Below are 25859 nucleotides of genomic sequence, written 5' to 3'. Positions count from 1 at the left end.
ACCCTGCTCCTAAATCGGCTTGGCGAGCCGCTTAGCCGCGACGGTCTCGCATTGGTAGTAGAGAAGCATGCTCGTCAGGCGGCGATAGCGTGTCCATCACTCCTGTCAAAGCGGGTGACACCGCATGTCCTTCGCCACAGCTGTGCCGCTCATACATTGGCGGCTACCGGCGACATTCGGAAGGTCTCGCTATGGCTTGGGCACGCGTCGCTTCGGAGCACCGAAATCTATCTACGCTCCGATGCGGCCGAGAAGCTTGCCATTCTCGCCGCCCATGCACCGCCGGGTGTGAAGCCTGGCCGGTTCCAACCGCCTTCGGACAAGCTGCTCGCCATGCTCGCGACCGCCAGCAACGGCACCTGACGGCTGAACAGATCGATATTATGCCGAGCATTTTGGACCACAACCCATGCCCTGACGTCGCAGCTCATAAGATGCTCGGCATAATTACGACCTCGGCATAATGGGAATTATGCTGACGTCAGCATAACTTCCACGCGGAGAGCTTTTTGCGATGGCGCTCCGGCGGGCGCGGCTGGCCGTTGGACCACGCCAGAACGGTACCGATCGGCGCCAGGAATGCGAGATGTGCGGACATGTTGATCTCCTTGATCTTTAGGGCAGGAAACGAAGCCGCCGCCGGTGGAAATCACCGGCGGCGGACAACCATTCGGAAGGGGAAGGAGGGACGCGGCTACTCCGCGGCGATCCCGTAAGCATCCTGCTCTTCGTCAGGATCGACGGCTTCGGGAGCGTCGTCGGCGCTGCCCGGAAGATCGGCCTCGTCTTCGGGGGTGGCGAGGGCTTCTTCTCCATCAAGGGCGGGCTCATCGACGTCTGCTTCTTCCGCGCTGTCGTCGTCATCGAGAACCTCGCCACTCTTGATGAGATCCACGATGTCCTGCGGATCGGGCGCGAAGAGTGCGGCCGTGTGAACGAAGCGCTCTTGCCTGAAATGATCAACGAGAGCCGCACGGGTCTCCCGCACCTTCTGGCGCGGAAGTACGTTCGCATCCTTCGCCGCTGCTTCCATCGCCTGACGAGACAGGCACAGCAGAAAGTCCTCCGAGCCCATGTTCGGCAGGAAGTTGTCGGCGCCGATCGCGTCACCTGCGATCCGGGAGATCACGCCGCTGTTGGACATACCCCGCCGGCACGACAGCACATCGATCAGCATCGAACGCGCGGCCACGCGCAATGTCTCCCCGTCGAAGGCGAGCCTGCCGTCTTCGCCGATCAGCCGGGCGGCGTGGCGCTTGAAGCGCTTCGACCCGAACACGGTATCGGTCGCGCCGGAATCCACGCGGACGTTCAGGCCGGCGAACGCAAGCACGAGCAGGGCCATCAGCATGTCGTCCTCGATCGGGGCGCGTCCAAGCGCCTCATGCAGGGCGTCGGTGCGGAAGTCGCCGATCATGTCCTGCCCCTTCTGAGTCACATCGGGGCGCGGTTTCGGCGCGTCGACGATTGCATCATCGGCTTCGGCCAGAGCGCCCATCGTGGACGAACCGCCCTTCTTCGTTTTCTTGTCCTCCGGCATCCGGTACCCGACTGACTGCACCTTGCCGTCACGGTCGAGATACATCCCGACGTGATCGGACTTGGACGGCTTGCCGTAAACACGCTCCGCTTTCTTCGGCAGTTCCGGCTGGCCCCAGTTGTTGACCTCGATGATCGACCCCTTCTTGGGAAGGTTGTTCGTCATCCATTCCTGCTGGGCGCCGAGAAACGCTTCCGCGTTGGTGGTGTAGCGGCTGTCCTGGTCGGCCGGAGCGAACAGATCCTCGACCCATTCGATGCCATAGGCAGCGGCGAGATCATCCCCGAAGCTCGCATCCTTGGCGAACATGCGGGTCTTGGAGAGTGCTCGAGAGATGTTGTACCAGTCGGCCCGCTCGGACTTCTTCGGCTTGTGAGCTTTCCAGACTTGCCTCTGCTCGTCGAGCGAGGCTGCGGCAATGGTGCGGAGCTGCTGCTCGTTCGGCATGTCGCCGAGCGCCATATGGTCGAGCATGGCAGGCAGCACGTTGGCCAGGAGCCTGAGCTTCCTGATCTGGCGGACCGGCAATGCGAGCGCCACGCCGATCGCTTCCTCGGTCCAGCCGAGCGCAACCAGGCGTTCGATGCCGCGCCATTGGTCGACGGGGTTGAGCGGCTCGCGGGCGATGTTTTCCACCATCGAGCGCATCGCGCCATTGTCGTTGGCCGCTGCGACGACGAGGACGGTGATTTCCTCCAGTCCCGCTGCGATCGCCTGCTTCACGCGGCGGTGTCCGGCCTGGATGATGTAGCCATTGCCACCGTCGACTTCCGGCGAGATGACCGGCGGCTGGATGATGCCGACCGCTTTCACTGTCGCAAGCAACAGCGCGTCGGATTGTTGCGAGGATTTCGAGCGACGCGTGTCATCGGGATTGTCTTTCAGCGCACGGGGATCGAGTTTGAGGATTTGCATGAGATTGGCTCCTTCCGGGATTGATGGGCCAGCGCCTTGCCAGCCCTCTTCCGTCTTCAGTTCTTTCCAAAGACACTTCCCGGACCGCGGAGCGGACGGGCCGGTGCAACTGCGGCCGAGCATCCCTGCCCGGCTGGCCAAGCGGGGCTTACAGCCCTGCGCAGGACGACGGGCCGGGATCGCGAGTGGCGCGGTTGAGCGCAAGCGTCAGCGGCCTGCCCGATCTGCGAGCAAGCTTCCCCCCTTCCCTATTTTCTCATTTCAGAAGAGCGTCCGTGCGGGCGAATGTTGTCACGAGTGTCGCTTCTCAAGCCACGATCCGCTCACCGACATCAGCCGCCAGTGCCGCCTCGACCTCGGCAAGCTGCCGGTGTTTTTCGGCCAGTTCCCCGGTGAATGCGAATTCACTGCCTTCGCCGCGCGACTGGTACGACGCAAGCCTGCGGCGGGCGTCGCCGAGACGCTGGCGATAGCGCTCCCGCTCGCCTTCGAAATCGTCGAGTGCGTGTCCGAGGCGGGAAACGGCCCCGAGCGGCGTCACCGTAATCGGAAGCTCGACCTCGTAGTCCGCGCCGGTTCGCTTCATCTTGGTGGTGTAGCGATAGCCATCCTTGCCATAACGCCGGCCGTCAAATTCGAGCTCGAAACCGCCGATCGAGGCGATGACGGCCTTGCCCTCCTGGCTGAGCTGAACAAGGATCAGGATCTCCTTCATGAGGGCGCGACCCGCGTCCTTGCGTTCGGAGTAGTCTTTCCCCGCGACCGTCAGGGTGAAGGCCTCGCCAGCGGTCGGAATCAGGCGCGTGATGTCCTGATCGATCTCCGCAATCCGCCGTGTCGATACCTCGATGTCGCGCTCGGCATCGCGAAGCTGCCGGCGAACGGCGTGCTGGTCGTCTGTATGCGCTGCACGGAGCCGCTCCAGCCGGGCGATGTCCGCTTCGAGCCCGGCCTTCTGCATCAGCCGCTGATCGCCCGACGCGATGGCCTTGGCCATTGCGAACTGGTTGGCCTGCCCTTCGCCCATATCGTCCAGCCGCCGGATCGAGGTGTCACCGGAGAGCGCGGCCGCGATAAAGCGCGCCTTGCGCTCGTTGTTCTGCCACATCGTCGCGTCGAGCGAACCCTCGGTGGCATAGGCGAAGATATCGACCTCATCATGCTGGTTGCCCTGCCGCACGATGCGGCCTTCCCGTTGCTCGATCTGCGAGGGAAGCCACGGAACATCGAGATGATGAAGCGCCCTCAGGCGGAGCTGGGCATTGACCCCGGTCCCCATCGTTTCCGACGAGCCGATCAGGAAGCGGACCCTGCCGGCCCTGACGTCGCCGAACAGCCGCTGCTTGGCCTCCGACTTCTTGAAGTCCTGCATGAAGGCGATTTCCGATGCCGGGACACCCATGCGGATCAGCTCATCGCGGATCCAGCGATAGGCGGAAAAGCCCCTCGTCTTCTCGACGCTGATGGTGCCCAGGTCGGAAAAGATCATCTGCGCAGCACCTGGCAACTCGAACGGCTTGCCGTCATGGCGGAGATAGGTGCTAGGCGTCGGCCATCTGCCAGGATCCGTCGGCGGGATCGCGGAAGATCGCGCTGCCGAGCTCAGTGACGACGTCTTCGGGATCACGGTGCAGAAGCTCGGCGATATGATCGAGATCAACGCGCCCGCGTTCGTTGAGCACCACGGCGAGCGCATCTGCGGCACTGGTGATCACCGGCGGGGCGGGCGGCGAGATGACACGGTCGGTGAAGATCGGTCCGGGCCTCGCCGTATCGTTTTCGAGGTCATAGTCCTCGATCGAGGCGACCAGCCAGCAATCGGGATCGTCTGCGAACGGCTGGAGATTAGGCCGGCGATGGCTCTCGCGCGTCTCGCCTGTCTCCGGATCCTCGTTGATCGAGACCGTGGTGTGGTTGATCGGGCCGAAGTCGCGCACGAAGCTCGACCAGGCAATGCGCAGCTTGACCTGCAGATCCTTCCAGGGTTGGTCCAGCTCCTGGGCCTTCAGCACCTGACGTACCGCGTCACGGACCGGGATCAGCTTCCTGATGATCCGGACGTGCTTCTCCGGGATACCGTCCGCGCTGCGGCCCTTTCGGACCGTAATAGTGACCGGCTGGCCATCGATCACCTGCATGAGGCCTCGGGCGTTATCGACGAAGAAGCTACCTTCGCGGACATGCTGGCCGGACGGAAGATCGACAGGACTATCGTCGGTCGCGCCCTCAAGATCGAGATCGATCGCGGTGGGCTCGCCGTCATAGCGGCCTTCCGGAAGAAGATGGACGGCGGCCGACAGCGCCGCGTCGAGATCCTCGCTTTCACGCGGAAGGCATGTATAGGTCTCGCCGAAAGGACCGACGGTCAACGCGTGGGTGCCGAGCACGAATTCCGGATGCTGCGCGAACCACCTGTTGACGCGGATGGCGCCCTCATCCTCCGTGGCAGGCCGGATTTCGTCCGTGTCGAGCCAGGAGAGATCGCCCTCGGGCTCGGCGACCTTGCGTTTACGGAAGAAGAGGATGTCCACGACGACGTCGGTTCCCGCGTCGGCCCGGAAGCTGCCTTCCGGCAGCCGGATGGCGACAATCAGGTCCGCCGTCCTTGCAATATATTCGCGCGCGGAGGAATCCGCCTTGTCCATCGTGCCGGAGCTGGTGACGAAGGCGGCGAAAGCCCCCGGCTTTAACAGATCGATCGACCGGGCAATGAAATAGTCGTGCAATCGCAGCCCGAGCGAGCGATAGGCGCGGTCGGAACGGACGGTCCGGTCCGAGAAAGGTGGATTGCCGATGGCAAGGTCGAAGCTTGCCGGCAACTCCGTGCGCGCAAAATCTCCGGTGAGGATCCGCGCCCGGGGCTGCAACAGCCGGACGATGCATGCCGTGACGGGATCGAGCTCGACGCCGGTAACGTGCGAAAGATCACGAAGCGCTTCCGGCATCAGCGCCGGAAACAGGCCCGTGCCGATCCCCGGCTCCAGCACCCGGCCGCCGCGCCATCCGAGACGCTGAAGCGCTGACCAGATCGCCCGGACGATGAATTCCGGTGTGAAATGGGCATACTGGGTGCAGCGGGCAAGCGAGGCATAGTCGGTCTCGCCGACCGCATGCCCGACGACAGCGCCTTGATCACGTCCTCCGGCAGGCCGAGCGCCTTGCCCACGTCGCGGATCGCGCCGCGCGCACGGTAGCGGGTTACGGTGGCGCAGAGCGCTGCCTTTTCTCTGGTATAGGTTTGGTAGATCCACTGGATCACCTCTTCGCGCCGCTCGTGCTCGAAATCGACGTCGATATCCGGCGGCTCGTCGCGCTCCTGGCTGACGAAGCGTTCGAACAGAAGATCATTGGTCGAGGGGTCGATACTGGTGATGCCGAGAATGTAGCAGACGGCGCTGTTGGCGGCGGAACCCCTGCCTTGGCAGAGAATGCCCTGTGACCGCGCATAGCGCACGATCGAGAAGACGGTCAGAAAGTACGGGGCGTATTTCATGGTGCGGATCAGATCGAGCTCGTGCCGCACGACCTTCAACACATCGGGCGGCAGACCTTCGGGATAGCGATCGGGCACGCATTGCCAGACATAATGCTCCAGCGATGCCTGGGCATCCTTGCCCGGCACGATCGCCTCCTCCGGATATTGGTAGGTAAGCTCCCCGAGCGAGAAAGTGCAGCGACGGACAATCTCCATGGTTCGTGCCAGAGCCTCAGGATATCGCGGAAACAATCGCTCCATTTCTTCCGCCGGCTTCAGATAGCGGTCGGCGTGGCGCTCGCGCTCGAAGCCGACCTCGTCGATCGTCGCGCGGGTGCGAATGCAGGTGACGATGTCCTGCAACTGCCGGCGGCCTGGTTCATGGAAGAGGACATCATTGGTGACGACCGTCTTCACCTTGAACCGCGCCGCAAGATCGGAAATCTCATGCAGCCGCAGCTGGTCGTTCTGCCGGCGCCGCAGGCAGAGCGACACATAGGCGCGATCACCAAACAGCTCGGCCATTTTGCGCAGCTGGATCGCGCAGACGTCATCCGGCAGATCCGGCACCAGGATGCCGATCATGCCGTCGGCGTAGGCGATGACATCGTCCCATTGCAGGACGCAGTTGTTCTTGCCGCCGCGGGACTTACCGAGCGTGATCAGCCGGGTGAGCCTCGAATAGGCAGCGCGATCGGTCGGGTAGACCAGCAACGACATGCCGTCTTGCAGATCGAGCCGGCAACCGACAACGAGGCGCAAACCGGTGGCGCGCGATGCTTCAAGCGCCCGGACGATTCCGGCAAGCGAATTGCGGTCAACAACGCCGACGGCTTCTATGCCGAGAGCCTTGGCGGTCTCGAACAGTTCCTGCGCCGAGCTTGCACCGCGCAGGAAGGAAAAATGGGTCGTGACCTGCAGCTCGGCATAGCTCATGCGAAGATCCCGTGCACGAACCAGCGGTGACTTCCGGTTTCAGGATCGATGCCATCACCGGAGCGAAACACCCAGAGACGCTCGCCGGCCTCGTCTTCGATGACGAAATAGTCCCGCACCGCCTCCATCTCCGCGTCGCGCTGCCACCACTCGCCAAAGATCCGCTCGGGCCCATCGGCCCGCTTGACCTTCCGCCGCTTGCCGCGCCAGGTGATCGAAACCGGCGGGCGGTCCGGTAGCAAGGCGATGGCCTCGATCAGCTCCGGACAGGCCAGCAGCCGGACCGGCCGGCGCCAATGGCTGACCCAGGTAACCTCGACCGGATCGGCAGCAGGACTGATGCGCTGAACGGAGCGCTCTGGAACGTCGGAGGCAACCGGTGCCACCCGATAGACGCGCTGCCCGCGGTTGCCGTAGATATCGATCAGCGGCGTCACGTCCTTCACTTCCTCCTCGACCAGCGAGGAGGATTTCTGGCGCTCCTCCAGGGGCTCAGCCATCACCGCGACCAGAGTGAGCTTTTCGATCCCGAAGCCCGGCTCGATCTTCTCCGTCCGGTCGCGAAACAGCTTCGTCAGCCAGGCGACGTCGCGCACCGGCTTCACGGTGCCAGCGCGGATCGCCTGCCGTGTGCCATCGACCTTGTCGACGATCAGGTCGGCGCGCCGGACACCAAGGCCGCGCCTTTGCAGCTCCTCGATCAGTTGCACGATCAGCCGGCCGACATATTTGTTGATGGTTTCGGCAGCACCGATCGGTTCGGCGAAGGCGCGGCTCACCTCGATGAGCTCGGCGGTGCGGATCGGATCGATCGGTTCGCAGGCGCGGCCAAACATCTGGTCCAGCCGCCGGCCAATCTCCGGGCCGAAACGAAGCGTCAGCGGCGCACGTGGAGTATTGGCGAGTTCTCCGATTGTCTGGAAGCCAAGCGTGCGCAGATCGCTTTCGCGGGCAGCAGTCATTGTTCACGGCTCCCTTCAAGGTCGTGTTGGCAGGGCGACTTCATGTCGTGCAAATGTCGATGTTCTGTTTTTGTTCCCATATGGGAAAGGAGTCAAGGCGGCAAAAACGTACGAGTATTGTTCCGAACATTAGAAGTTCGAGATTCTTCATGAGAATCAGGTGAATAGCTGCGACCAAGAAATTTCGCTGGCTTCTACAGTCTTATGTCCTGATCGGTGAATAGCGGGGACAATATAGGGATAGTCACAGTATTATTAAGGTTTTTCTGATGAACTGGCCGGATGACGAGGCCTCCGAGATCAAAACCCCTCCTTCGCGACACCGAGCCGCCGATCCGCTCAAAGCCGCGCAGGAAGCGCAATCCAGCTCAACCACAGCTCCTCTTCGATCCCATACCTGATCGCGTCGAGCCGGCGCTGGCCCTATTGAAGGCTAAGCCTCCCACCGGAAACGAATGGAGTTGGGAGCTGAAATGGGATGGCTATCGCCTTGCGGTCCATATCGAGCCCCAGCGGATCCGGATCCTTACCCGCGGCGGCCACGACTGGACACATCGGTTTCCGGCCATAGAGCAGGCCGCCCGAGCGCTGGGGCCGGCGACGATGATCATCGATGGGGAAGCCGTCGTGCTCGACGATGAGGGGCGGCCGGATTTCGGGCTGCTGCAGCAATCGCTGGGTGCATCCGGCAAACAAGCTGGCAAGCGCGCCTCCCACGCCGTCCTTTACGCTTTCGATCTAGTTTATCTGGATGGGCACGATTTGCGCGGAGTTGAATACCGTTCGCGCCGACACCTTCTCGAGGACACGATAAACGGCCCAACGAATGAAGCCAGCGCCATTCGGATATCAGAAACACTGGATGCCGAGCCAGCTGTCCTGCTTGAGCATGTCTGCCGCCTCGGCCTTGAAGGCATCGTCGGCAAGCGCCTAGATCAGCCCTATCGTTCGGGCCGGACCGGGAATTGGGTAAAAGTCAAATGCATCCAGAGCGAGGCTTTCTTCATCATCGGCTATGAGAGGTCCGCATCGTACCCAGCCGGCTTCGGCTCGTTAGCGCTCGCCGCCTACCGCGATGGCGATCTCGTCCACGTCGGAAGCGTCGGCACGGGCTTCAAGGGAGCCGAGATCATCCGGTTGCGGAAGATGCTGGACACGCTGCGATGGAAGCGAAAGCAGCCGCCCCTGCCCCATTCCGGAACTGCCGACATTGTCTGGGTCCAGCCTACCCTGATCGCCGAGATCGAGTTTCGCGCCTGGACATCGGACGGGAAACTCCGTCATCCGTCGTACAAGGGCCTGCGGGAACGGCAAGACAATGCCGACGTTTACCAGCTCGACTAGCGAAACAAGCGACATGCGCTAGAGTAAGCCGTATTTGGTCGAAGCGGAGGGGGTCGCATGTGTAATCTCTATCGGATGGAGGACAAGGACTGGGTTTCAAAATGGGCTCAGGACGCCGAGAGCCTCATCAACCTCATGCCAGCCTATCAAATGAACCCCGATCAGATGGGACCGATTGTCCGCAACACCGCTGATGGGAGGAAACAATTGGTACATGCGCGTTGGGGTCTTCCCTCGCCGCGGTTCACTTTGGAAAAGGCCGCCAAAGTCAAGGCCGAAAAACTGAAAGCCAAAGGGAAGCCCGCCGATCTTGAAGAGCTCATCCGCATGGAGGCGGACCGCGGCACGACCAACGTCCGCAAGCTCACCTTCCCACACTGGAAACGATGGTTTGGTCTCGAGCACCGATGCCTCGTCCCGGTCACCAGCTTCGCCGAGCCCGATCCCGCCAGCCAGCAACCCGGCGGGAAAGTGCCGAACGCCTGGTTTGCGCGGGACGAGGAGAAGTCGCTGATGTTCTTCGCCGGCATCCATGTCCCGCAATGGCAGAGCGTCCGGAAGGTGAAGGATGGGCCGACGACCGACGACCTCTATGGGTTTTTGACCACTGATCCCAACAATCTCGTGAAGCCGATCCATGAGAAGGCGATGCCTGTTCTTCTCCTGACCGAAGAGGAGACCGAGGTGTGGATGCAGGCGCCATGGGACGAAGCCAAAGATCTGGCACGGCCTTTGCCAGATGATGCGTTGATCATTTCGTCGCGCGAACCGTACGGATCCACGATCGTGTCCAAATCCGGAGAGCCCGTGGGACAGGGCAGTCTGCTTTGAGGCTAGAGCTCAGACGCTCAGCATGGCGCCTCGTAAGAAAGGACAGCGTGATCAGTTTTGCGGCCAACCCGCTTACCCAGAAGGCCATTTTAATGTTTAGGCTGGTTGGTCGCCTTGCTTTCCACCCGTGATCAAAATTCAAGGCGATGGTGATCAGGCGCGTGTCGATCACTGAGTGATCCACTTATGTTTGACGAGCGCCGTCGAAGGCACCAAGGCGCGCCTTCAAAGGGACCGAGCTCACGATCCCGCTGCCTTCAGAAACGTACCCTTTACCCTTAGATGATTGTCCGGTCGCGCAATCGACGACAATCATTCAGCGAGGTTACGGTGAGTGATGATAGTTTAATAAGGAGCTGCTTCGCGTGGGTTTTCGCCGTTTGAGGTATCGGGCGAGACAACCAATAGCTTATAGCGCCGTTCTGCGCACTGCAGCAAGATGGTGCAACAGAGTTGCTCATCCCGATTAAACAAGGCGTTCACCAAGGCTGCCGTCCTATCGAGAATATCCCTTGCGGCTTCCGGCCTCCGCAATTCATATTCGCGAAAATGGCGCGTGCTCTCGTTCAGGCTCCACATCGTACGAACCATTTTCCGATTGTCGGCGAGCGCCACAATGCGTTCGTGCAGATGTTCCTGAAAAGTCGCCACTTCCGTTGCAAAACTCTCAACGTCCGGTAATTGCCTGCCAGGCTCCCAATCCTGGATGATCCACGGAACTCGAAGACCTGAAAATCGAAAGCCGCCCAGATTCCTCCTGATGGCGTAGGTCATGATGGCCGTAGCAATCTCCAGATCCTCACGAACCTCCCGCGTTGAGATCTCGCCGTTTGAATTCGAATGGAAGGACAACTCGATCATCCTTTCAAAGGACTTTCGGATATCAATGCTTCGATAGACTTGTTGTCGGCGGCCGACCTTTGCATCACACCATGTACCAGTTCGGGAAGCAAGCCTGTCTTGATCGTAAGCTGTTGTTCAAGATTCTTAATCGCGTCCTCAGTTCGTCCGCCTTCAAGCAGATCGATGAATTGCGTCATATGATCCACAATCTGGTGTTGGCGCTGAGGTGTAAGAAGATCGAATTCGCGGATGAAGCTCGTACGGTCGAGGAAGTGTTGCACATGAGCTTGTAATATTGCGTTTCCCGATATCCCAACGAGCCGTTGATAGAGCGTTTCCAAAAAGACCACAAATGGAGACGCACCATTTGCAGCTAGTTGGAAAGCCGAGACGTCGGCCTGAATCTCCTTGAGCGGCCGTAGACCTCTTAGGGAAAAGCCTCGAGCATTCTTTCGTATGGCGTAGCAAATGATTGAGTATGCTGCCTCGTATTCAGCGGCGAGCTGATCGACACTTGGTACTCGCGAAAAATATCCCCGCCCAGCTGGAGCTTGCAGAACCAGCTCTTCATTCGCCAAGCGGATCAGCGCTTCCCTCACCGGTGTAGGACTGACATTCAAGGCTTTAGCAATCGTCCGGATATTCAAAAATGTCGACGACGGAACCCGATAGGAAATAAGAACCGACCTGATACGCGCATATACCTGACCAGCTTTGTCGTGATCATCGGTCACGTCTACATCACTGGCAAACAGCGGCTGTTGCTTTTGCATTTCGACACCCCCTCCGAACGCGCGTCATCTCCAGCGAGAACACAGATGTTCCCGCTCATACAATCTGAGAGAAGACGGTATCAGCTTTGTTCCCGCTATGCTTGCTATATCGATAATATTTTGACCAAATTTGTCAAGTATTTCAGCCAACCCTTTGAAGGCCTACGGATATTTCTTCGATATAGCCCCCCTATATTGCACCACACCGATATATCCTCCATATCTCATTGAAATAGCTTGATTATTTTCCATTTTTTCCAAATATTTCTCTTGTGTTTCATCTAATTGTCACACATCGTTGCTCCAGTTGAAGGAGACGCGGCAATGAACGAACTGGTTTCTTCTCTGCACGACACGATTGTATCTCTGAATGCTTCGGAAAAATCGCTATCCGCGCTGATCCGCTCGCAAGAGCTGGAATTCGTCATGGAGGCGCATGATGGGCTGTCTGCAGCAATCTCTGCACGAGCCGGGTTCAAAGCTCTTTGGGCGTCTGGCCTCTCAATTTCCTCGAGCCTCGGTTACCGGGATGCCAACGAGGCAAGCTGGACACAGGTAGTCGATGTTGTCGAACGTATGGCTGATGCCAGCGGGTTGCCTATTCTCGTCGATGGCGATTCCGGTTTTGGGAATTTCAATAATGCTCGATTGCTGGCAACAAAACTCCAGCAGCGCGGCGCCTCCGGAGTGTGCCTAGAGGATAAAGGCTTTCCGAAGATGAACAGCTTCATCGGCAACCGTCATCCGCTGGCTGATATTGATGAGTTCTCCGGCCGTCTCCGAGCAGTGAAAGATGCTGTTCCTGAAATGGTGCTCGTTGCTCGCATCGAAGCACTGATTGCGGGGTACGGGTTGGAAGAAGCTCTGGTTCGTGCTCATGCCTATGCGGACGCAGGTGCTGATGCCATCCTGATCCATTCGCGCAAAAGCGATGCCGCAGAGATCCTCGAATTCTCGAAGCAGTGGGGCGGGAAACTGCCCGTCGTGATCGTCCCGACGAAATACTACAAGACCCCGGTATCGGTCTATCGGGAAGCCAGGATCTCCACCGTGATCTGGGCCAATCACAATATGCGGGCTGCAATTGCGGCCATGCGTGCCACATGCGGCCGCATACTGGCGGAAGAAAGCATTGCAAGCGTAGAACCGGATGTAGCGACGTTGGAGGAAGTTTTCGGCCTCCTGCGCTACGACGAGCTCGCGGCCGCAGAAGACCGTTATCTTCCGAAACACGCAGGTACCTGAGCGTTCGTCGGCCTTAAAGCGGCCTGTTCAACCCCATTCAGTGATGTGAGGAGGCGCACATGCTTGCGCAACGCACCGACATGTTCAAGTCATCGGGCACAGCTGCAGCACGAGCGGCGGCAAAAGCCGCCGCCGACGCGGGTAAGGAGATTGTCGATCTTACCGCCGGAGAAATCTGGTCTGACCTTGCACCGACGATCCGCGATGGCGCCATCGAGGCAATTCAAAAGGGCATCAACCGATATACCGATACGATCGGACTGATCGAATTGCGCGAAGCTCTCGCTAGAAAAGTTTCACTGGAGACGGGCCAGCTGTGGAAGCCGGACGAAATCGCCGTCACCAGTGGCGCGAAGCAGGCGCTCTTCAATACGGCCATGGTGCTGCTTAATCCTGGTGACGAAGTCATCATTCCGTCGCCATACTGGACCACTTTCCCGGCCCAGGTGATGATCGCCGGCGCGACACCTGTCTTTGTTGAAACGCGCTCCAACGGTTATGTCCCCCTCATCGAGGATATCAAAGCGGCCGTGACGGAGCGGACCAGAGCGATTGTCATCAACACACCTGCCAATCCGACTGGTGCCGTCTATGGTGTTAAGACGCTGGTGGCGATCGCCGAGCTCGCCCATAACCGAAATTTCTGGATCATCTTCGATGAATGCTACGGCGATTTCGTACATGTCCACCAAACCCACCACCCAATCGTTTCACTGGTACCGGAAGTTCGCTCGCGGACTGTGATCATCAACGCTTTCAGCAAGTCTCTTGCCTTGACCGGATGGCGCATCGGATATCTCAGCGCGCCCAAGGATGTGGTCAACGCGGTTAAGGCTCTGCAGTCTCATACGACCTCGAATCCAAACGTGATTGCACAGCACGCTGTGCTCGCCCACTTGCGGCAGGACGACGGCGTCTACCAGGCCAACCTTCGCTCTCAGCTCGCCCGGTCCAGGCAGATCGGACTCAGCGTGCTTTCCGGCCTTTCCCATGTTCCCGTGCCGAATGCACAGGGCGGCTTCTACTTCTATCTTGATCTGTCGGAGCTGCTGAAAACGAAAGCGGGCAGCGTTGCCGTCACCGCAGATGACGTTGTGAATTCGCTTCTGAGTGAAGTCGGCGTCGCCGCAGTTTCAGGCACGGCTTTCGGCGATCCATCGGGCATTCGTCTCTCTTACGGGATCCCACCGGAGACGCTCGAGACCGGGCTTTCCCGTCTCGTTGAGATGCTCAACGCCTGGAAATGATCCAATTCTCCTCATCTTCATAAAGGGATGCAAATGACAAACTACCATCCGAAAAGAGCCGTTATTCTCGCCGCAGGCTTCGGCTCCCGGCTGCGCCCTCTGACCGATCTTCGGCCCAAGCCGCTCGTCGAGGTCAACGGAGTTCCTATCCTTCACAATGCCTTGCGGAACCTCGAAGCGGTCGGTGTCGAAGACGTCACCATCGTTGTTGGCTATCGCAAGGACGCGATTCAGTATGCCTGCGGCTCGCGGTTCGGCAGACTTGAGATCAGCTATGTCGAGTCTGCCGTGTTCGACAAGACGGGCAGTGCGTATTCGCTATGGCTAGCACGCGAGGCACTTCTTCAAGGCGATTGCTATCTTCTGGAAGGCGACGTCTTTTTCGAGGTGAATGCTCTCCATTATCTGACGATCAACGACGTCCCAAACACGTCCGCCGTCGCACCGTTCGACGCTTCGATGGAGGGATCTGCGGTCGTTCTCGGGGAAAACGACTATATAGCCGAAGTCCGCATGAAGCAGACGGCAGCAAATCTCGCCGACGGGTCTCCGCAGCTCTTCAAGACAATGAACCTGATGCGCCTGAGCTCCACAGATCTCAGGGGCAAGATCGTTCCGTTCCTCGATGATTTGATCGGTACCGGCGCCGTCAAGGCCTACACGGAGGAGCTTTTCGCAAACCTGATTGAACGGCGTGGACTGCGGGTGGCCGCAGCCCGCTGCGATGACCTTCGATGGTACGAGATCGACAGCGCTGAGGATCTGCGGATCGCGGAAAGGATATTCGCCGCACCCATGCGCCTGAACACAACGGTCGAGGCTCGCAGCGCCTGACCGAGGCCTTACTCTCACTGCGGATGTGTATGATGAAAATCCTACTCCTTGGTCACTATCATCAGTCCATGATTGACGAGCTTGCTGCCCGCCATGCGGTGGAACAGGTCAAAGACGGCGACTTTACAAAACATCTTCATGATATCGACATCCTCGTTTTGCGCAGTCACGTCGGGGTCACCACCGCTGACATCGATCGGGCCGGGCGGTTGAGCCTCATAATCAAAGCAGGCTCCGGCTTTGATAACATCGACGTCAATGCCGCTCGCAACCGGGGCATCGTAGTCGATTCTACCCCGGCCGCGTCGAGATCTGTCGCCGACCATGCGGTTGCTTTGCTTCTCTGCGGTTGGCGACGTTTGCCGCTGTTTTCATCCGAGCTTCGCGCCGGAAACTGGGGGATCAAATACGCGCAACTGGCTCGGGATATTGAAGGACACACGCTCGGTATACTTGGCTTCGGCCAGATAGGTCGCCTCATGGCAAAGCGCAGCGCCGCCCTCGGCTTTAATATCTCTGTCTTCGATCGTTCGCCGATGAAACGGGAAAAGCAGCTGGTGGCCGAACAGACGGGCGCATCATTCACAAACCTGGAGGAACTGCTCAGCAGATCGTCCGCATTATCGATCCATCTCCCGCTCACCAAGGAGACGCAGGGGATGATTGGAGACGTCGAGTTCGACCGCATGCCAGACGGCATAGTACTCGTCAATACAGGCCGAGCGGGCGTCGTTCAACGGCCGGCACTGTTGGCCGCCCTGCGTTCTGGCAAGATCGCCAGTGCCGGGCTTGATGTATTTCACTCCGAACCGCTGGATCCAGCAGACGAGCTTCTCAACCTTCCGAATGTGTTGTGCACGCCCCATGTGGGCGCCCAGACCAGCGAGGCGATGGAGAACGTTGGGGCCGCAGTTGTCAGGCGGATCGAGATCCACGCCACGGCTTTGCTCAGTGTCATCAAACAACAAAATTCGGTTGTTTCCGGTTAAGGCGGTTCAAAATGCAGTCAATTATATACGCGATCGATTTCGACGACGTTTCCGATCCGCAATTGATATCGGATTACTTCTTCGCGCGAGCTTATGGGTCCTCTTGCTTCGAGAGGAATCTACAGCTTCTGAGGCGAACATTCCAGGAAGTGTCCGTCTCCATTGTCGGCAAGGAGCTTTTTAGCTCGGAGACAAACGAGAAACTACTGCTGCTCGCGAAGAAGCTCAATTTCTCGTTTGTCTCCAGGCAACTCGATCAACTCCCACAGGGCGACAAGCGTTCGGCCATTGTCATTTATCAGTCGGGCCTCGCCTTGCTGACGAAATTCACGGCACTGGAAACCACTGACATGGAAGCTCCCCGCAAGAGCGATAACGGATCCGAGGAATCGAGCTTGCTGCAATCGATCAAGGCGGCGTGCGACCACCATGGGGCAGAGGTTTTGCTTTGCCATGTTTTTCCAAGCCATAGCGAGGAGGGAGTACCCTTCATTCTTTACCGACCGCAAGAGGCGGTGAATATCACATCGATGGGTCCAGACCTGGTAGCGGGCGTCAAGCGCCATTTGGAGATCCGTGCCTCTCAGAGATCCATGGATGGTCCGGTATCGCGCCTGATCGTGCGGCATCTTTGCCGTCTCGCCTCCAAGCCGCTCGCGGCGGCTGGAATACACCCCAATTACGTCACGCTGGCGGGCGCCTTATCCGCCTTCTGTGCAGTTCTGCTATTTCTGGACGGACGAGCGTCGCCGCTCGCGGTTGGCGGAGTTTGCTGGCTCATCGGAGGTATTCTCGATGAAGCCGACGGCGAGGTGGCACGGCTTCAGGGCAAAGAATCGACATTCGGTTCCTGGCTGGATCTGACGTTGGACCGCGTCCTCGATGCCGCTATGTTGCTGGCACTTGCCTGGCCACTCACGCTACATGAGCCCTACGGTGAGCAATATCTCATTATTACGCTCTGTGCTTTGGTAGCTGTTTCTGCCAGCAGTTACACCGGCTTGCTCTACGATAGCTGGATGCGGTCCAAAGATCGTCATACCTATTTCCGACTGGGGCGCGACGTCAGAATTTTGATCATCACGCTCTGCGCACTTTTCGGCTTCCGGATGCTGCCAATCGTTCTCTGCGGTGTTTTTGCCGCGACGGAAATTGGCCGCCGGTTCTGGGTATGTTGGCGCGTCGAGCGGTCGGTTCAAGGTATTTACGAATAGATCCGACGTTCGTTGGGAATCGCAACATGTGTCGCAAGATCCGCGTGGTCGAAAGGAGCCCGAAATGGCCTCTTCATACTGCCTGTTTGACCCCCATTTGCTCGTGCCTACCGAAGAGGTGGATCTTTCGAGAGTACACGATCTTGAAGCAAAGATCCTGTCCGACGGGCATTGGATCGAACCGATCACGGCACACAGGGATGCGCACTTTGTCATGGACGGGCATCATCGGCTCACTGTCGCGAAACGGCTCAATCTTAAATTTTTGCCTGTTGTTTTCCTTGGATACGAACAGGTGGAGGTGACGTCGTGGCGTGCGGGAGAGACGGTGACGCCCGAAGAGATCTTCGCCATGGCCCGCAGCGGTCGCCTGTTCCCGTTCAAGACCACGCGACACGTCTTCAATCGGCCGATTCCGGCTTGCGCCATTCCACTTGAGCGCCTCGGCTACACGTTGCGATCGGACATGCTGACCGCCCCTCCCCAGGTTTTCAGAGCTCGATTTTGAAGAGGAAAAGCAGATGACCAGATCCTATCTCCATACGCCAGCCCTGCACGTATTGACCCGGGCAGAACTCGCCGACATCGAGCTGGCGCCGTCGGAAGTCATCCAGATCGTCGAGGAAGCTTATCTGTCCTATGCAAACGGCCAGTCGGGTTGCCCGACGAAACTGATTTTGCCGCTTCCAAACGACCGGGACTCGCTGTCCTATTCGATGCTTGGCTACGATGGCGGGACCGAGATGCTCGCTTTCAAAACGTCATACCGGCAGGGGAACACGAACTATGAGAAATATTACCCCACGATAAGCCTCTATGACGACACGACGGGCATGCCGTTTGCGTTCATGGACGGCCTGAAGGTTGGTGGCTACCGGACGCCCGCGTCAACGGCGATCATCGCCAAATATTGTGGCAAGGACGGCGCCCGCTCGGCTCTGATGATCGGGAGCGGCCGCTCAGGCGTCAACACGCTGCCCTATCTGTTGACCGCCATGCCGCAGCTCGAAACATTGCGCCTGTTCGGCACCCATCCGGAAGGGATCGAGCTCAGCATCGCAACCTTCAAAAGATACTTCCCGGATCGCGAGGTCGAACTGGTGGGTGATGTGCCCGAAGCAGTCGCGATGTCGGACATCGTCGTGGCGGCCTCCGGGCGCGCTGCCCACCCCAGGGTTCAGACCAAGTGGCTTGCTCCCGGTGGGTTGTTGATATCGGTTGCCAGCAAGGGGGTGGAGGACGGCGCTCTCGGGGAAGCCGATTATAAGATCGCGACCAACAAAAGTCAGATGTTCGAAAAGCACCGACGGCTGGCTAGTCCAGACGGCATTCTGGACGTCGATGCAGAACTGCCAGACATCATCGCAGGTCGCCAATCGGGGCGGCGCAGCCAGGAGGACAAAGTCTTTGCCTTCAACAGCGGCATGGTGATCACCGACATTCCGATCGCACACGCTTTCGCGACGCTGGCAATCGCAGCGGGCCGCGGCAGGAGGATTGAGTTGTGGAGTTAGCAGTTCCATCCTTGCGGGCCTTGGAGCGGCAATGGGCGGTTCAGGTCCGGCACGATAACGGGTTCTTGCGGCAGATCGGCCATGCAGTCCAAGGTCCTTTCCATCTCATTCATCCCGAATGCTTTGCCGAGAATCTTTTGGCTTTTCAGGCGGTGCTGAAACGGCACGAGGTTCGCGGCCGTGTCTATTTTGGCAAGAAGGCCAACAAGGCTGCCGCTTGGCTTCGCGAAGTTGCGAACCTCAACGGGGCTGTTGATGTGGCCAGCATTCCTGAATTCATACATGCCCTGGCAAATGGTATAACTGGTGCGCGCATCGGAGTTACGGGCGCTGCAAAGAATGACGAGCTCTTATGGCTGGCGTGCCGGCATAACGCCATTGTCGCCATTGATGCGCTCGACGAACTTGAGCGGGCGATCGCGATTGCAGCCCAATCCACTACTCCCATGCCGGTTCTGTTGCGGGTTCTCCCGCCTTCGGCCCAGGACAGCCGCTTTGGGCTGAATGAAAGAGACCTCGGCCTTGCGCTCAAGAGGTGCGCGGAAACAAAGCAGCATATCGCAATGCAGGGATTTTCCTTTCATCTCGACGGCTATGCCGTCGAGCCCCGAGCGGAGTTGGCTCTTACCTTGATTGCAAGATGTCTCGGTGCGCGGGCGATGGGTCTTGAGGCATCGGCTATATCAATAGGCGGCGGGTTTGCCTGTAGCTTCGTTTCCGAGGAGGACTGGCTGGTGTTCAAGGAGGCTTGCAGCCCGGAGCTCTTCCACGCCAACAAGACCTTTTCTCAATTCTATCCGTTCTACCAGTCACCTGCGGGCGCAGACATGCTCGATGCGATCCTTAGCAGCTCGTGCGCAGCCGGAAATCTTGCTGTTGAGCTTCGTAGCCACCAGATTGAGCTTTTTCTCGAGCCAGGCCGGGCGTTGTTAGATGGCGCAGGCATGTCCGTGTTCCCGGTGCAAGGGTTCAAGCAAAACGGGGACTATGGTCTCGCCACGGTTGCAGGCCTCAGCATGAGCATGTCGGCCCAATGGGTCAACAGCGAGTTTCTGCCGACACCAATGCTTGTCCAGATGGGGCCAGAGCGCCGACAGGAACCGACCCGGGCCGCAATCGGCGGATCAAGCTGCATGGAGTACGACGTCTTGACGTGGCGCAAAGTCGCGTTCGAGGCGCCGCCACGCTACGGCGATCTCATCCTTTATCCGAATACCGCTGGCTACCAGATGGACAAGAACGAAAGCTCTTTTCATCAGCTTCCCCTTCCGCCCAAGATCGTCGTCTCACGGCAAGACAATCAATTCGTTTGGAGGATTGACCAATGACGCTTCAAGACCGACACGTGGGGAGCAACATCGCCACAGCCGGATCGCAGCTGATCGGCGATACCCCTTTGTTCGAACTTGCGCGCGTCGGTTCGGGCAGTCGCCTTCTTCTGAAGATGGAGCAACTCAATCCAACCGGATCCTGCAAGGTGCGGATGGCCCGCGAGATGATTTTGGCCGCCGAACGGGACGGGCGTTTAAAACCCGGCGGGCTGATCGTGGAGTCGAGCTCAGGCAATACCGGAACCGGCCTTGCGTTTATGGCGATCGAGCGTGGCTACAAATTCATCGCCGTGGTCGACAACAACGCGTCGCGCGCAAAACTGAGCGCCATGATGGCCTTGGGCGCCGAATTGCGGTTCGTGGGCGGCCAAACGAGCGACAAGGCGAGTACAATTGAACGCATGCGGATCGCAAACGAGATCGCCGAGACGGAAGGAGCTTTCTGGCCGGACCAACACCATAACCCAAATAACAATCTGGGTTATGCCGGACTGGCAGAAGAACTGGTTCGCGATCTGGGCATTGACATCGGATATCTGGTCGGTGCCGTCGGAACTGGCGGTACGCTTTGCGGGACGCTGAGTGAACTAAGACGGCTGGGGTCAAAGGTTGTCAGCATCGGCGTCGAACCCGCGGGCTCGATAATATTCGGGGGTCCCGCGCGCCAGCATTGGCAGACCGGAGCAGGTGCTCCGGAAGGTTTCTGCGTGGGCCCGAATGTCGATCATTCCCTGATCGATGAGGAGCTTACCGTTCGCGATATCGACGCCTTTGCAACAGCGCGGGTTGTTGCGCGGAAAACAGGATTTCTGGTCGGCGGGACAGCAGGCATGGCCATCCATGTCGCCATGAAGCGATTGCCCCTTCTGGAGCGCCGGAGCACCATCGTCGTTCTCGTCTGTGATGCCGGGGAGAAGTATCTCGACACAGTCTACAACGATGACTGGTTGAAAGAACGGCAATTGCTCAGCGAACCCACCCACCGACGGATCAACCGTATGTTTGAAGCCTATCGTGAATCTATCCGGATGGCCACGCAAGCTTCCGGACCAGCAGAGCAATCAAGGCTGGTCGGGTGATCATTGAGTGGTGTGCAGTTCGACGCCTGCCTGCTTCAACGACTTCGCAAGGAGCGAAAACGATGGATACCTGCATTACAGTCTGGCAATGGCCACAGGAAGAACGCTGGTACGACGAAGGGGTCAGGCAGTCCTTGCGGCTGATCTCTGACGCGGGCTTTACCCATATCAACTGGAACCCTGACTCCGGAAATTCCTACATGCTCAGCGACGCCGAGATTGCCTTCACCGCTGAGATGGTCCACGCATCCGGACTTAAGGTGAAATCTCTTCACGGCAGCAACGGACGCAATCCGATCAGCGAAGTGCGATGGCGGAAAGACCGGCGTATAGGTATGGAAACCCGCAGGGACATTCTGTCCCCTCACGAGTGGCAGCGGAAAAGCGGTGTGGAGCTGGTCAGGAACCGGATCGACCTGGCCTGCGCGTTCGGAGCGCCCGATATCGTCATGCACATCGATATCACGGATGAGGTGTTCCGCTCCAGAGAGGTAGAAGATGCCTTTTTTGCCCCCTTATGGAGGTCGCTTGAGGAGCTTCAGCCATATTGCCTGGAAAAGAAGGTCAAGATTGCGGTCGAAACTCTGTTTTGCGCATCGGCTTCGAGCTTCCTGCAGCTTTACGAGCGGCTTTTTGCGCGCTTTGCGGCTGAGTTCATTGGCCTCTGCCTCGATACAGGTCATTGGGAAATGATTGCGCCCGGATCATGCGCCGTAGTGGAACAGTACGGAGATCGTCTTATCACCACGCATATCAACGACAATTTTGGCGCAACCGATGATCATCTGCTGCCCTTTGATGGGCGGATCGACTGGGAAGCCGTGACACGCGCAATCGCGGCAACAAAATACGAAGCACCGCTCAATCTGGAAACCCACATTGACCGATATGGCATGGCCGAGGGGGCATTTTATCAGCGCGCTCACAAAGTTGCGGTTCGGCTTGAAGAGCAGATTTTGGCCTATCGAGGCATGCCTCGCAATGATCGACAAGCTGGGCAAGTCCGCGGGGTCTTGTGACGCTGTCCTCCGGCGAACGGCATCGTGAGGGGATGCGACACATTCCTGCTGCTGGAATTCGTTGCCTGTTCGGGCTAGTTATGGCGCTCAGCCCCTCGAGGGAACCTCAGAACGGATAGTGGAATATTATATGCTTGAAGTGCAGCAGAGACAAAATCTCAGCGCCGCGGCTAGCCGGCTTCTCGATTACATCGAGCGACACCCGAACGCCGTGCTTGTCAGTTCCGCACTCGAGCTTGCTGCGAAAATCGACGCTTCCGATGCAACCGTTATCCGGTCGATCCAGACGCTGGGCTTCGATGGACTGCCTCACCTTAAGACCGTGATCGCGGAGAAACTCGACGAGGGTGCCCGTACGCCGGTAGAAAAGGTCGGCGTGACCGTGAGTGAGCTGACACAGGATGGAGGCCGGCCTCCGCTCCAGATGGTGGTCGAGGCCTATGCCAGGACACTGGAGAGACTGTCGCGACCGACATTGCCAGAGCAGTTTCAGTCTGCGGCGCTGCTCCTCAACGATGCCAGCCGGATCGGCCTTCATGGCGGCGGGCCCCTTGTCCGTCTGGCGCAACAGACCTCAACGCATCTTGGCCGGATAGGCCGCGCGAATTTCGTGATGGAGGGCACCGGCCACGCCTTCGCTGACGCTCTGCTCGGCCTCCAGCCGGACGACGCTGTAATCCTCCTCGCCTACGGCAAAGTACACAAGGAAAGCCTTCTCATCAAGGAGGAGCTTCAACGTATCGGTGGAATGCTCGTCGTCATTACCGACAACCCGACTGGTCGCCTCGCGGTAGGTGCTCAGTCCGTTCTGGAAGTACCAAGAACCGAGGTCGGCAATATGACATTCTATGGAACGATCCTGCTCGCCCTTGAGACCCTTGTCCTGTCTCTTACCCAGCTTGGCCCGGACCAGGCCATGGAAACGGCGCGCCGACTTCGCGATTTTCGCAGTGAACTGGATCGCAGAACCTGAAAGCCGGACACTGCGTCGTCAACACTACGCCAATGATGAACGGGGATGACGAAGAATGGGGCCAATGGCTGGAAAGCCGACGGGTCGAGCAATCCTGGCAATATTTAAACTTGATCGTTATTATCATGAATGGTAACAGCTACTACGCTGCGTAGTGGCTGGGCTCCGGAACACGGCGCCATTCCACGGGCAGCGACGCGCCGGACAGGCTGGGGCTTCGTTCGGGCATGGTCGTCATGTCGAGTTTAACCCGAGGAGCCTATTCATGATTTCCCGAAGAGCGGTGCTTGCCGCGTCCGTGGCGCTCGGCGCCGTATCGACCGTATTCGGCCGCAGCGCGTGGGCGACGGAAGAACGTGTCCTTCAGATCACTTCGCCTCGCGAGATCACCAGCCTCGAACTGGCTGACACCAGTTATCATTTCCGCCGGCTGCGGGTCGCCGAAACCCTGGTGACGATCGATCCCGACGGCAAGCTCGCGCCGGAACTCGCGAAAAGCTGGTCTGTGAGCGACGACGGCCTGAACTGGACCTTCGTTATCCGCGAAGGCGTGCGCTTCCACGACGGTAGCGCGTTGACCCCCGAACTGGTTCGCGATGCCATAGAAGTCATGCGCAAGTCGCGCAACAACACCGAAATGGTGCCGCAACTGCCGATTTCGTCCGTGAGCGTTGCCGGTCAGTCAGTGGTTGTCTCTCTGACGAAACCGTTCAGCCTCGTGGCGGACTTCTTCACCGATGGCCCGGCCGTTATTCTGGCAAAATCCTCTTTTGCGCCTGACGGAACCGTCAAGCAAATCATTGGCACCGGCCCGTACAAGATCACCCGGATCGAGGGCAAAACCTCGGTGGATCTGGAAGCTTTCTCCGATTATTGGGGAACCACGGCAAACATCTCCAAAGTTCATTTCACCGGCGCGACGTCGCCCGACACGATTGCCAACATGGCAGAAGCGGGTCAGGTCGATCTGGTTCTCGGCCTGCCGCAGGCGCTGCGCGACAGGGTCGAAGGCAGCGGAAAGGTCAAGGTCAAGCAGGTCCAGACGGCCCGGATCAACGGCGTGTTCGTCAATGCGGGGGACGTGCGTTTCGATGACCCTGTCGAGCGTCGGGCGATCTCCCTGGCCGTCGATCGGCGAGGGATTGCCCAGGCACTGTTCGGCAATCCAAAAGCCGCCGCCAACCAGCTCTTCTCTGCTGCCTTTCCCGACTGGTACGATCCCAATCTGCCGCAGATCGAACGCGACGTGAAAGAAGCCGAGCGGCTACTGGCCGGGGCTGGCTGGACCAAGGGGTCGGACGGCGTCCTGACCCGCGATGGAACGCGCTTCTCGTTCACGATGATTGTCGGCAAGCAGCCAGAGGTCAAATCTTTGGCGGAAGCCATACAGGCACAGCTCGCCGACGTCGGTATCGAGGTGAAACTCGAAAACGGTAACCAGGGTCAGGTCCTCGAGGCCGTCTCGAAGGGCAGCTTCCTCTTCGGCCTCACGCGACGAAACTATGGTGCCGTGCCTGATCCCGTCGCCACTCTTGTGCTGGATTATGCCGAAAGCAATGCGGCGAACGCGGTGTGGAGCGGTGTGAATTACCGCAATCCGGACATGGAACAAGCCCTCAGCGACTATCTTGCCGCTCGCAACGAGGACCAGCGCGTAGCGGCTCGAAAGAAGATCCGTGCGCTCGTCAATGCCGATCTGCCGGTCATTCCGGTGGTCTGGTACGACTACAATGTCTCGATTTCCGACCGGATTGCTTTCGACAGCGTGCCAATCGATGCCCTCGAGGTCAGCTTCTGGATCGACCGCGTCAAATGGGCTAGCTGAGGCATGCCTGCCATGCGCGGCATTGCCGGAGCGGTTATCGGTCATCTGGTGGCTGCGGCAGGCGTTGCGTTTGCCGTTGCGAGCCTCGCTTTTGTCGCTGTGCAGATGGCCCCGGGCGATATTGCGTTTCGGGTTGCGGAAGCTCGTTACGGCGAGCGGATTTCCCTGCAGACCGTGGATCAGGCGCGCCGGATGACGGGACTGGATCAGCCCGTCATTCTGCAATATGGCCGGTGGGTCGGGTCCGTATTTACCGGCCAGCTGGGACGCTCCATGATCAGTGGCCGCGAGGTCACGCCGGAAGTGTGGCAGAGTTTTCGGACGACGATGAGCATTGCGATCATCGGTGTCAGCGTCGCTCTTGTCCTGAGCCTGATGGTAGGATTTGCAGCCGGGATGCGGCGCGACAGCGTTGTCGATCGAGGGTTTCTCGCTGTTTCCGCGGTCCTGTCATCAGTGCCGTCGTTCCTGCTCGGTATCATTCTGATCACGATATTTGCCATTGGTATGCGCTGGCTGCCGGCGGCCGGTAATAACCTGCCTGGTTACACGATCCTTCCCTCCTGCACGCTTGCGCTTGCGCTGCTTCCGGAGCTTTCGCGCGTGGTCCGTAATGCCGTGGTCGCAACGATGCAGGACTTCTATCCGACCTATGGGCGGATCAAGGGCCAGAGCTGGTTGCGGATTATCTTTACACATGCGCTGCGGCCGACACTCGTTCCGGTGATCGCCTATTTCGGGCCGCTGGTTGCCCATACGATCGGCGGTCTTGTCGTCATCGACGTACTGTTCAACCTTGACGGTCTCGGAACGCGGCTGATCGACAGCGTTCTGGCGGCCGACATACCGATGGCGATGGGTGCGGGATTGCTGATTGGCATCTCCGTGGTCGCAATCAATGGTATCAGCGACGTCACGGTAAGGCTGCTCGATCCGCGGCTGTTTGTGGCGGGCCACCAGCCATGACGTT

General features: G+C 59.0%; 18 protein-coding genes and 4 pseudogenes. 16 read left to right on the top strand and 6 right to left on the bottom strand.

Annotated elements, in window-relative coordinates:
• Positions 1–3 precede the first annotated feature (3 nt).
• Positions 4–363 (top strand): annotated as a pseudogene (locus ASB66_RS23705) (tyrosine-type recombinase/integrase); the annotation flags it as partial.
• A gap of 331 nt (positions 364–694) precedes the next feature.
• Here the strand turns inward: ASB66_RS23705 and ASB66_RS23700 are convergent.
• From ASB66_RS23700 to ASB66_RS23680, 4 genes and pseudogenes are all read right to left on the bottom strand, one after another.
• Positions 695–2455 (bottom strand): ParB N-terminal domain-containing protein, encoded by a 1761-nt coding sequence (locus ASB66_RS23700; protein ID WP_114386962.1) that lies wholly within the window; start codon positions 2453–2455, stop codon positions 695–697.
• A 307-nt stretch (positions 2456–2762) separates the two neighbouring features.
• Positions 2763–5598 (bottom strand): annotated as a pseudogene (locus ASB66_RS23690) (Eco57I restriction-modification methylase domain-containing protein); the annotation flags it as partial.
• Positions 5559–6866: pseudogene (locus ASB66_RS23685) on the bottom strand (PHP domain-containing protein); the annotation flags it as partial. The pseudogenes ASB66_RS23690 and ASB66_RS23685, both read right to left, overlap by 40 nt.
• Positions 6863–7810, bottom strand: a pseudogene (locus tag ASB66_RS23680) (DinB/UmuC family translesion DNA polymerase); the annotation flags it as partial. The pseudogenes ASB66_RS23680 and ASB66_RS23685, both read right to left, overlap by 4 nt.
• 300 nt (positions 7811–8110) lie before the next feature.
• Here ASB66_RS23680 and ligD point away from each other — a divergent pair.
• Both ligD and ASB66_RS23670 read left to right on the top strand, forming a co-directional pair.
• The gene (ligD, locus tag ASB66_RS23675; RefSeq protein WP_060716541.1) at positions 8111–9172 is read left to right on the top strand and encodes a non-homologous end-joining DNA ligase; all 1062 of its coding nucleotides are present in this window, start codon (positions 8111–8113) and stop codon (positions 9170–9172) included.
• A 57-nt stretch (positions 9173–9229) separates the two neighbouring features.
• Positions 9230–10003, top strand: a complete 774-nt coding sequence (locus ASB66_RS23670; RefSeq protein WP_060716540.1) for an SOS response-associated peptidase — start codon at positions 9230–9232, stop codon at positions 10001–10003.
• Between the two features lie 345 nt (positions 10004–10348).
• Here ASB66_RS23670 and ASB66_RS23665 read toward each other — a convergent pair whose 3' ends face one another.
• Both ASB66_RS23665 and ASB66_RS23660 read right to left on the bottom strand, forming a co-directional pair.
• The gene (locus ASB66_RS23665; RefSeq protein WP_158544234.1) at positions 10349–10855 is read right to left on the bottom strand and encodes an FCD domain-containing protein; all 507 of its coding nucleotides are present in this window, start codon (positions 10853–10855) and stop codon (positions 10349–10351) included.
• Between the two features lie 5 nt (positions 10856–10860).
• Complete coding sequence (locus ASB66_RS23660; protein WP_060716538.1) at positions 10861–11619, bottom strand: GntR family transcriptional regulator; 759 nt, start codon at positions 11617–11619, stop codon at positions 10861–10863.
• A gap of 324 nt (positions 11620–11943) precedes the next feature.
• Between ASB66_RS23660 and aepX the strand changes: the two genes are divergently transcribed.
• From aepX to ASB66_RS23595, 13 genes are all read left to right on the top strand, one after another.
• Positions 11944–12864: a phosphoenolpyruvate mutase gene (gene aepX / locus ASB66_RS23655; protein WP_060716537.1), complete on the top strand. Its 921-nt coding sequence runs from the start codon at positions 11944–11946 to the stop codon at positions 12862–12864.
• Between the two features lie 59 nt (positions 12865–12923).
• The gene (locus tag ASB66_RS23650) at positions 12924–14111 is read left to right on the top strand and encodes an aminotransferase class I/II-fold pyridoxal phosphate-dependent enzyme (RefSeq protein ID WP_060716536.1); all 1188 of its coding nucleotides are present in this window, start codon (positions 12924–12926) and stop codon (positions 14109–14111) included.
• A 33-nt stretch (positions 14112–14144) separates the two neighbouring features.
• Entirely contained in the window at positions 14145–14945 is an 801-nt protein-coding gene (locus ASB66_RS23645) for a phosphocholine cytidylyltransferase family protein (protein ID WP_060716605.1), read from the top strand.
• A gap of 32 nt (positions 14946–14977) precedes the next feature.
• Positions 14978–15934, top strand: coding sequence for an NAD(P)-dependent oxidoreductase (locus tag ASB66_RS23640; protein ID WP_158544233.1), 957 nt, complete (start codon positions 14978–14980; stop codon positions 15932–15934).
• A gap of 11 nt (positions 15935–15945) precedes the next feature.
• Positions 15946–17148 carry a CDP-alcohol phosphatidyltransferase family protein gene (locus ASB66_RS23635; RefSeq protein ID WP_081088907.1) on the top strand — a complete coding sequence of 401 codons (1203 nt, stop codon included), beginning with the start codon at positions 15946–15948 and terminating at the stop codon, positions 17146–17148.
• A gap of 64 nt (positions 17149–17212) precedes the next feature.
• On the top strand, positions 17213–17656 hold the full coding sequence (locus ASB66_RS23630) for a ParB N-terminal domain-containing protein (RefSeq protein ID WP_060716533.1): 444 nt from the start codon (positions 17213–17215) through the stop codon (positions 17654–17656).
• 13 nt (positions 17657–17669) lie between these two features.
• The gene (locus tag ASB66_RS23625) at positions 17670–18662 is read left to right on the top strand and encodes an ornithine cyclodeaminase (protein ID WP_060716532.1); all 993 of its coding nucleotides are present in this window, start codon (positions 17670–17672) and stop codon (positions 18660–18662) included.
• Positions 18653–19990 carry an alanine racemase gene (locus ASB66_RS23620; protein ID WP_060716531.1) on the top strand — a complete coding sequence of 446 codons (1338 nt, stop codon included), beginning with the start codon at positions 18653–18655 and terminating at the stop codon, positions 19988–19990. The genes ASB66_RS23625 and ASB66_RS23620 overlap by 10 nt, the downstream gene beginning before the upstream one ends.
• Positions 19987–21072 carry a PLP-dependent cysteine synthase family protein gene (locus ASB66_RS23615; protein ID WP_060716530.1) on the top strand — a complete coding sequence of 362 codons (1086 nt, stop codon included), beginning with the start codon at positions 19987–19989 and terminating at the stop codon, positions 21070–21072. Before ASB66_RS23620 ends, ASB66_RS23615 begins: the two co-directional genes overlap by 4 nt.
• Positions 21073–21134: 62 nt before the next feature.
• Positions 21135–22091: a sugar phosphate isomerase/epimerase family protein gene (locus tag ASB66_RS23610; RefSeq protein ID WP_060716529.1), complete on the top strand. Its 957-nt coding sequence runs from the start codon at positions 21135–21137 to the stop codon at positions 22089–22091.
• Between the two features lie 130 nt (positions 22092–22221).
• Entirely contained in the window at positions 22222–23064 is an 843-nt protein-coding gene (locus ASB66_RS23605) for a MurR/RpiR family transcriptional regulator (RefSeq protein WP_147274076.1), read from the top strand.
• A gap of 265 nt (positions 23065–23329) precedes the next feature.
• A complete protein-coding gene (locus tag ASB66_RS23600; RefSeq protein WP_060716527.1) occupies positions 23330–24889 on the top strand; it encodes an ABC transporter substrate-binding protein in 1560 nt (519 codons plus the stop codon).
• Positions 24890–24892: 3 nt separating this feature from the next.
• Complete coding sequence (locus tag ASB66_RS23595) at positions 24893–25855, top strand: ABC transporter permease (RefSeq protein ID WP_060716526.1); 963 nt, start codon at positions 24893–24895, stop codon at positions 25853–25855.
• The last annotated feature ends 4 nt before the right edge of the window (positions 25856–25859 follow it).

The organism is Gillisella vitis, from assembly GCF_001541345.2.
Classification (GTDB): domain Bacteria; phylum Pseudomonadota; class Alphaproteobacteria; order Rhizobiales; family Rhizobiaceae; genus Allorhizobium; species Allorhizobium vitis.
This window is presented reverse-complemented; position numbering and strand designations above follow the sequence as displayed.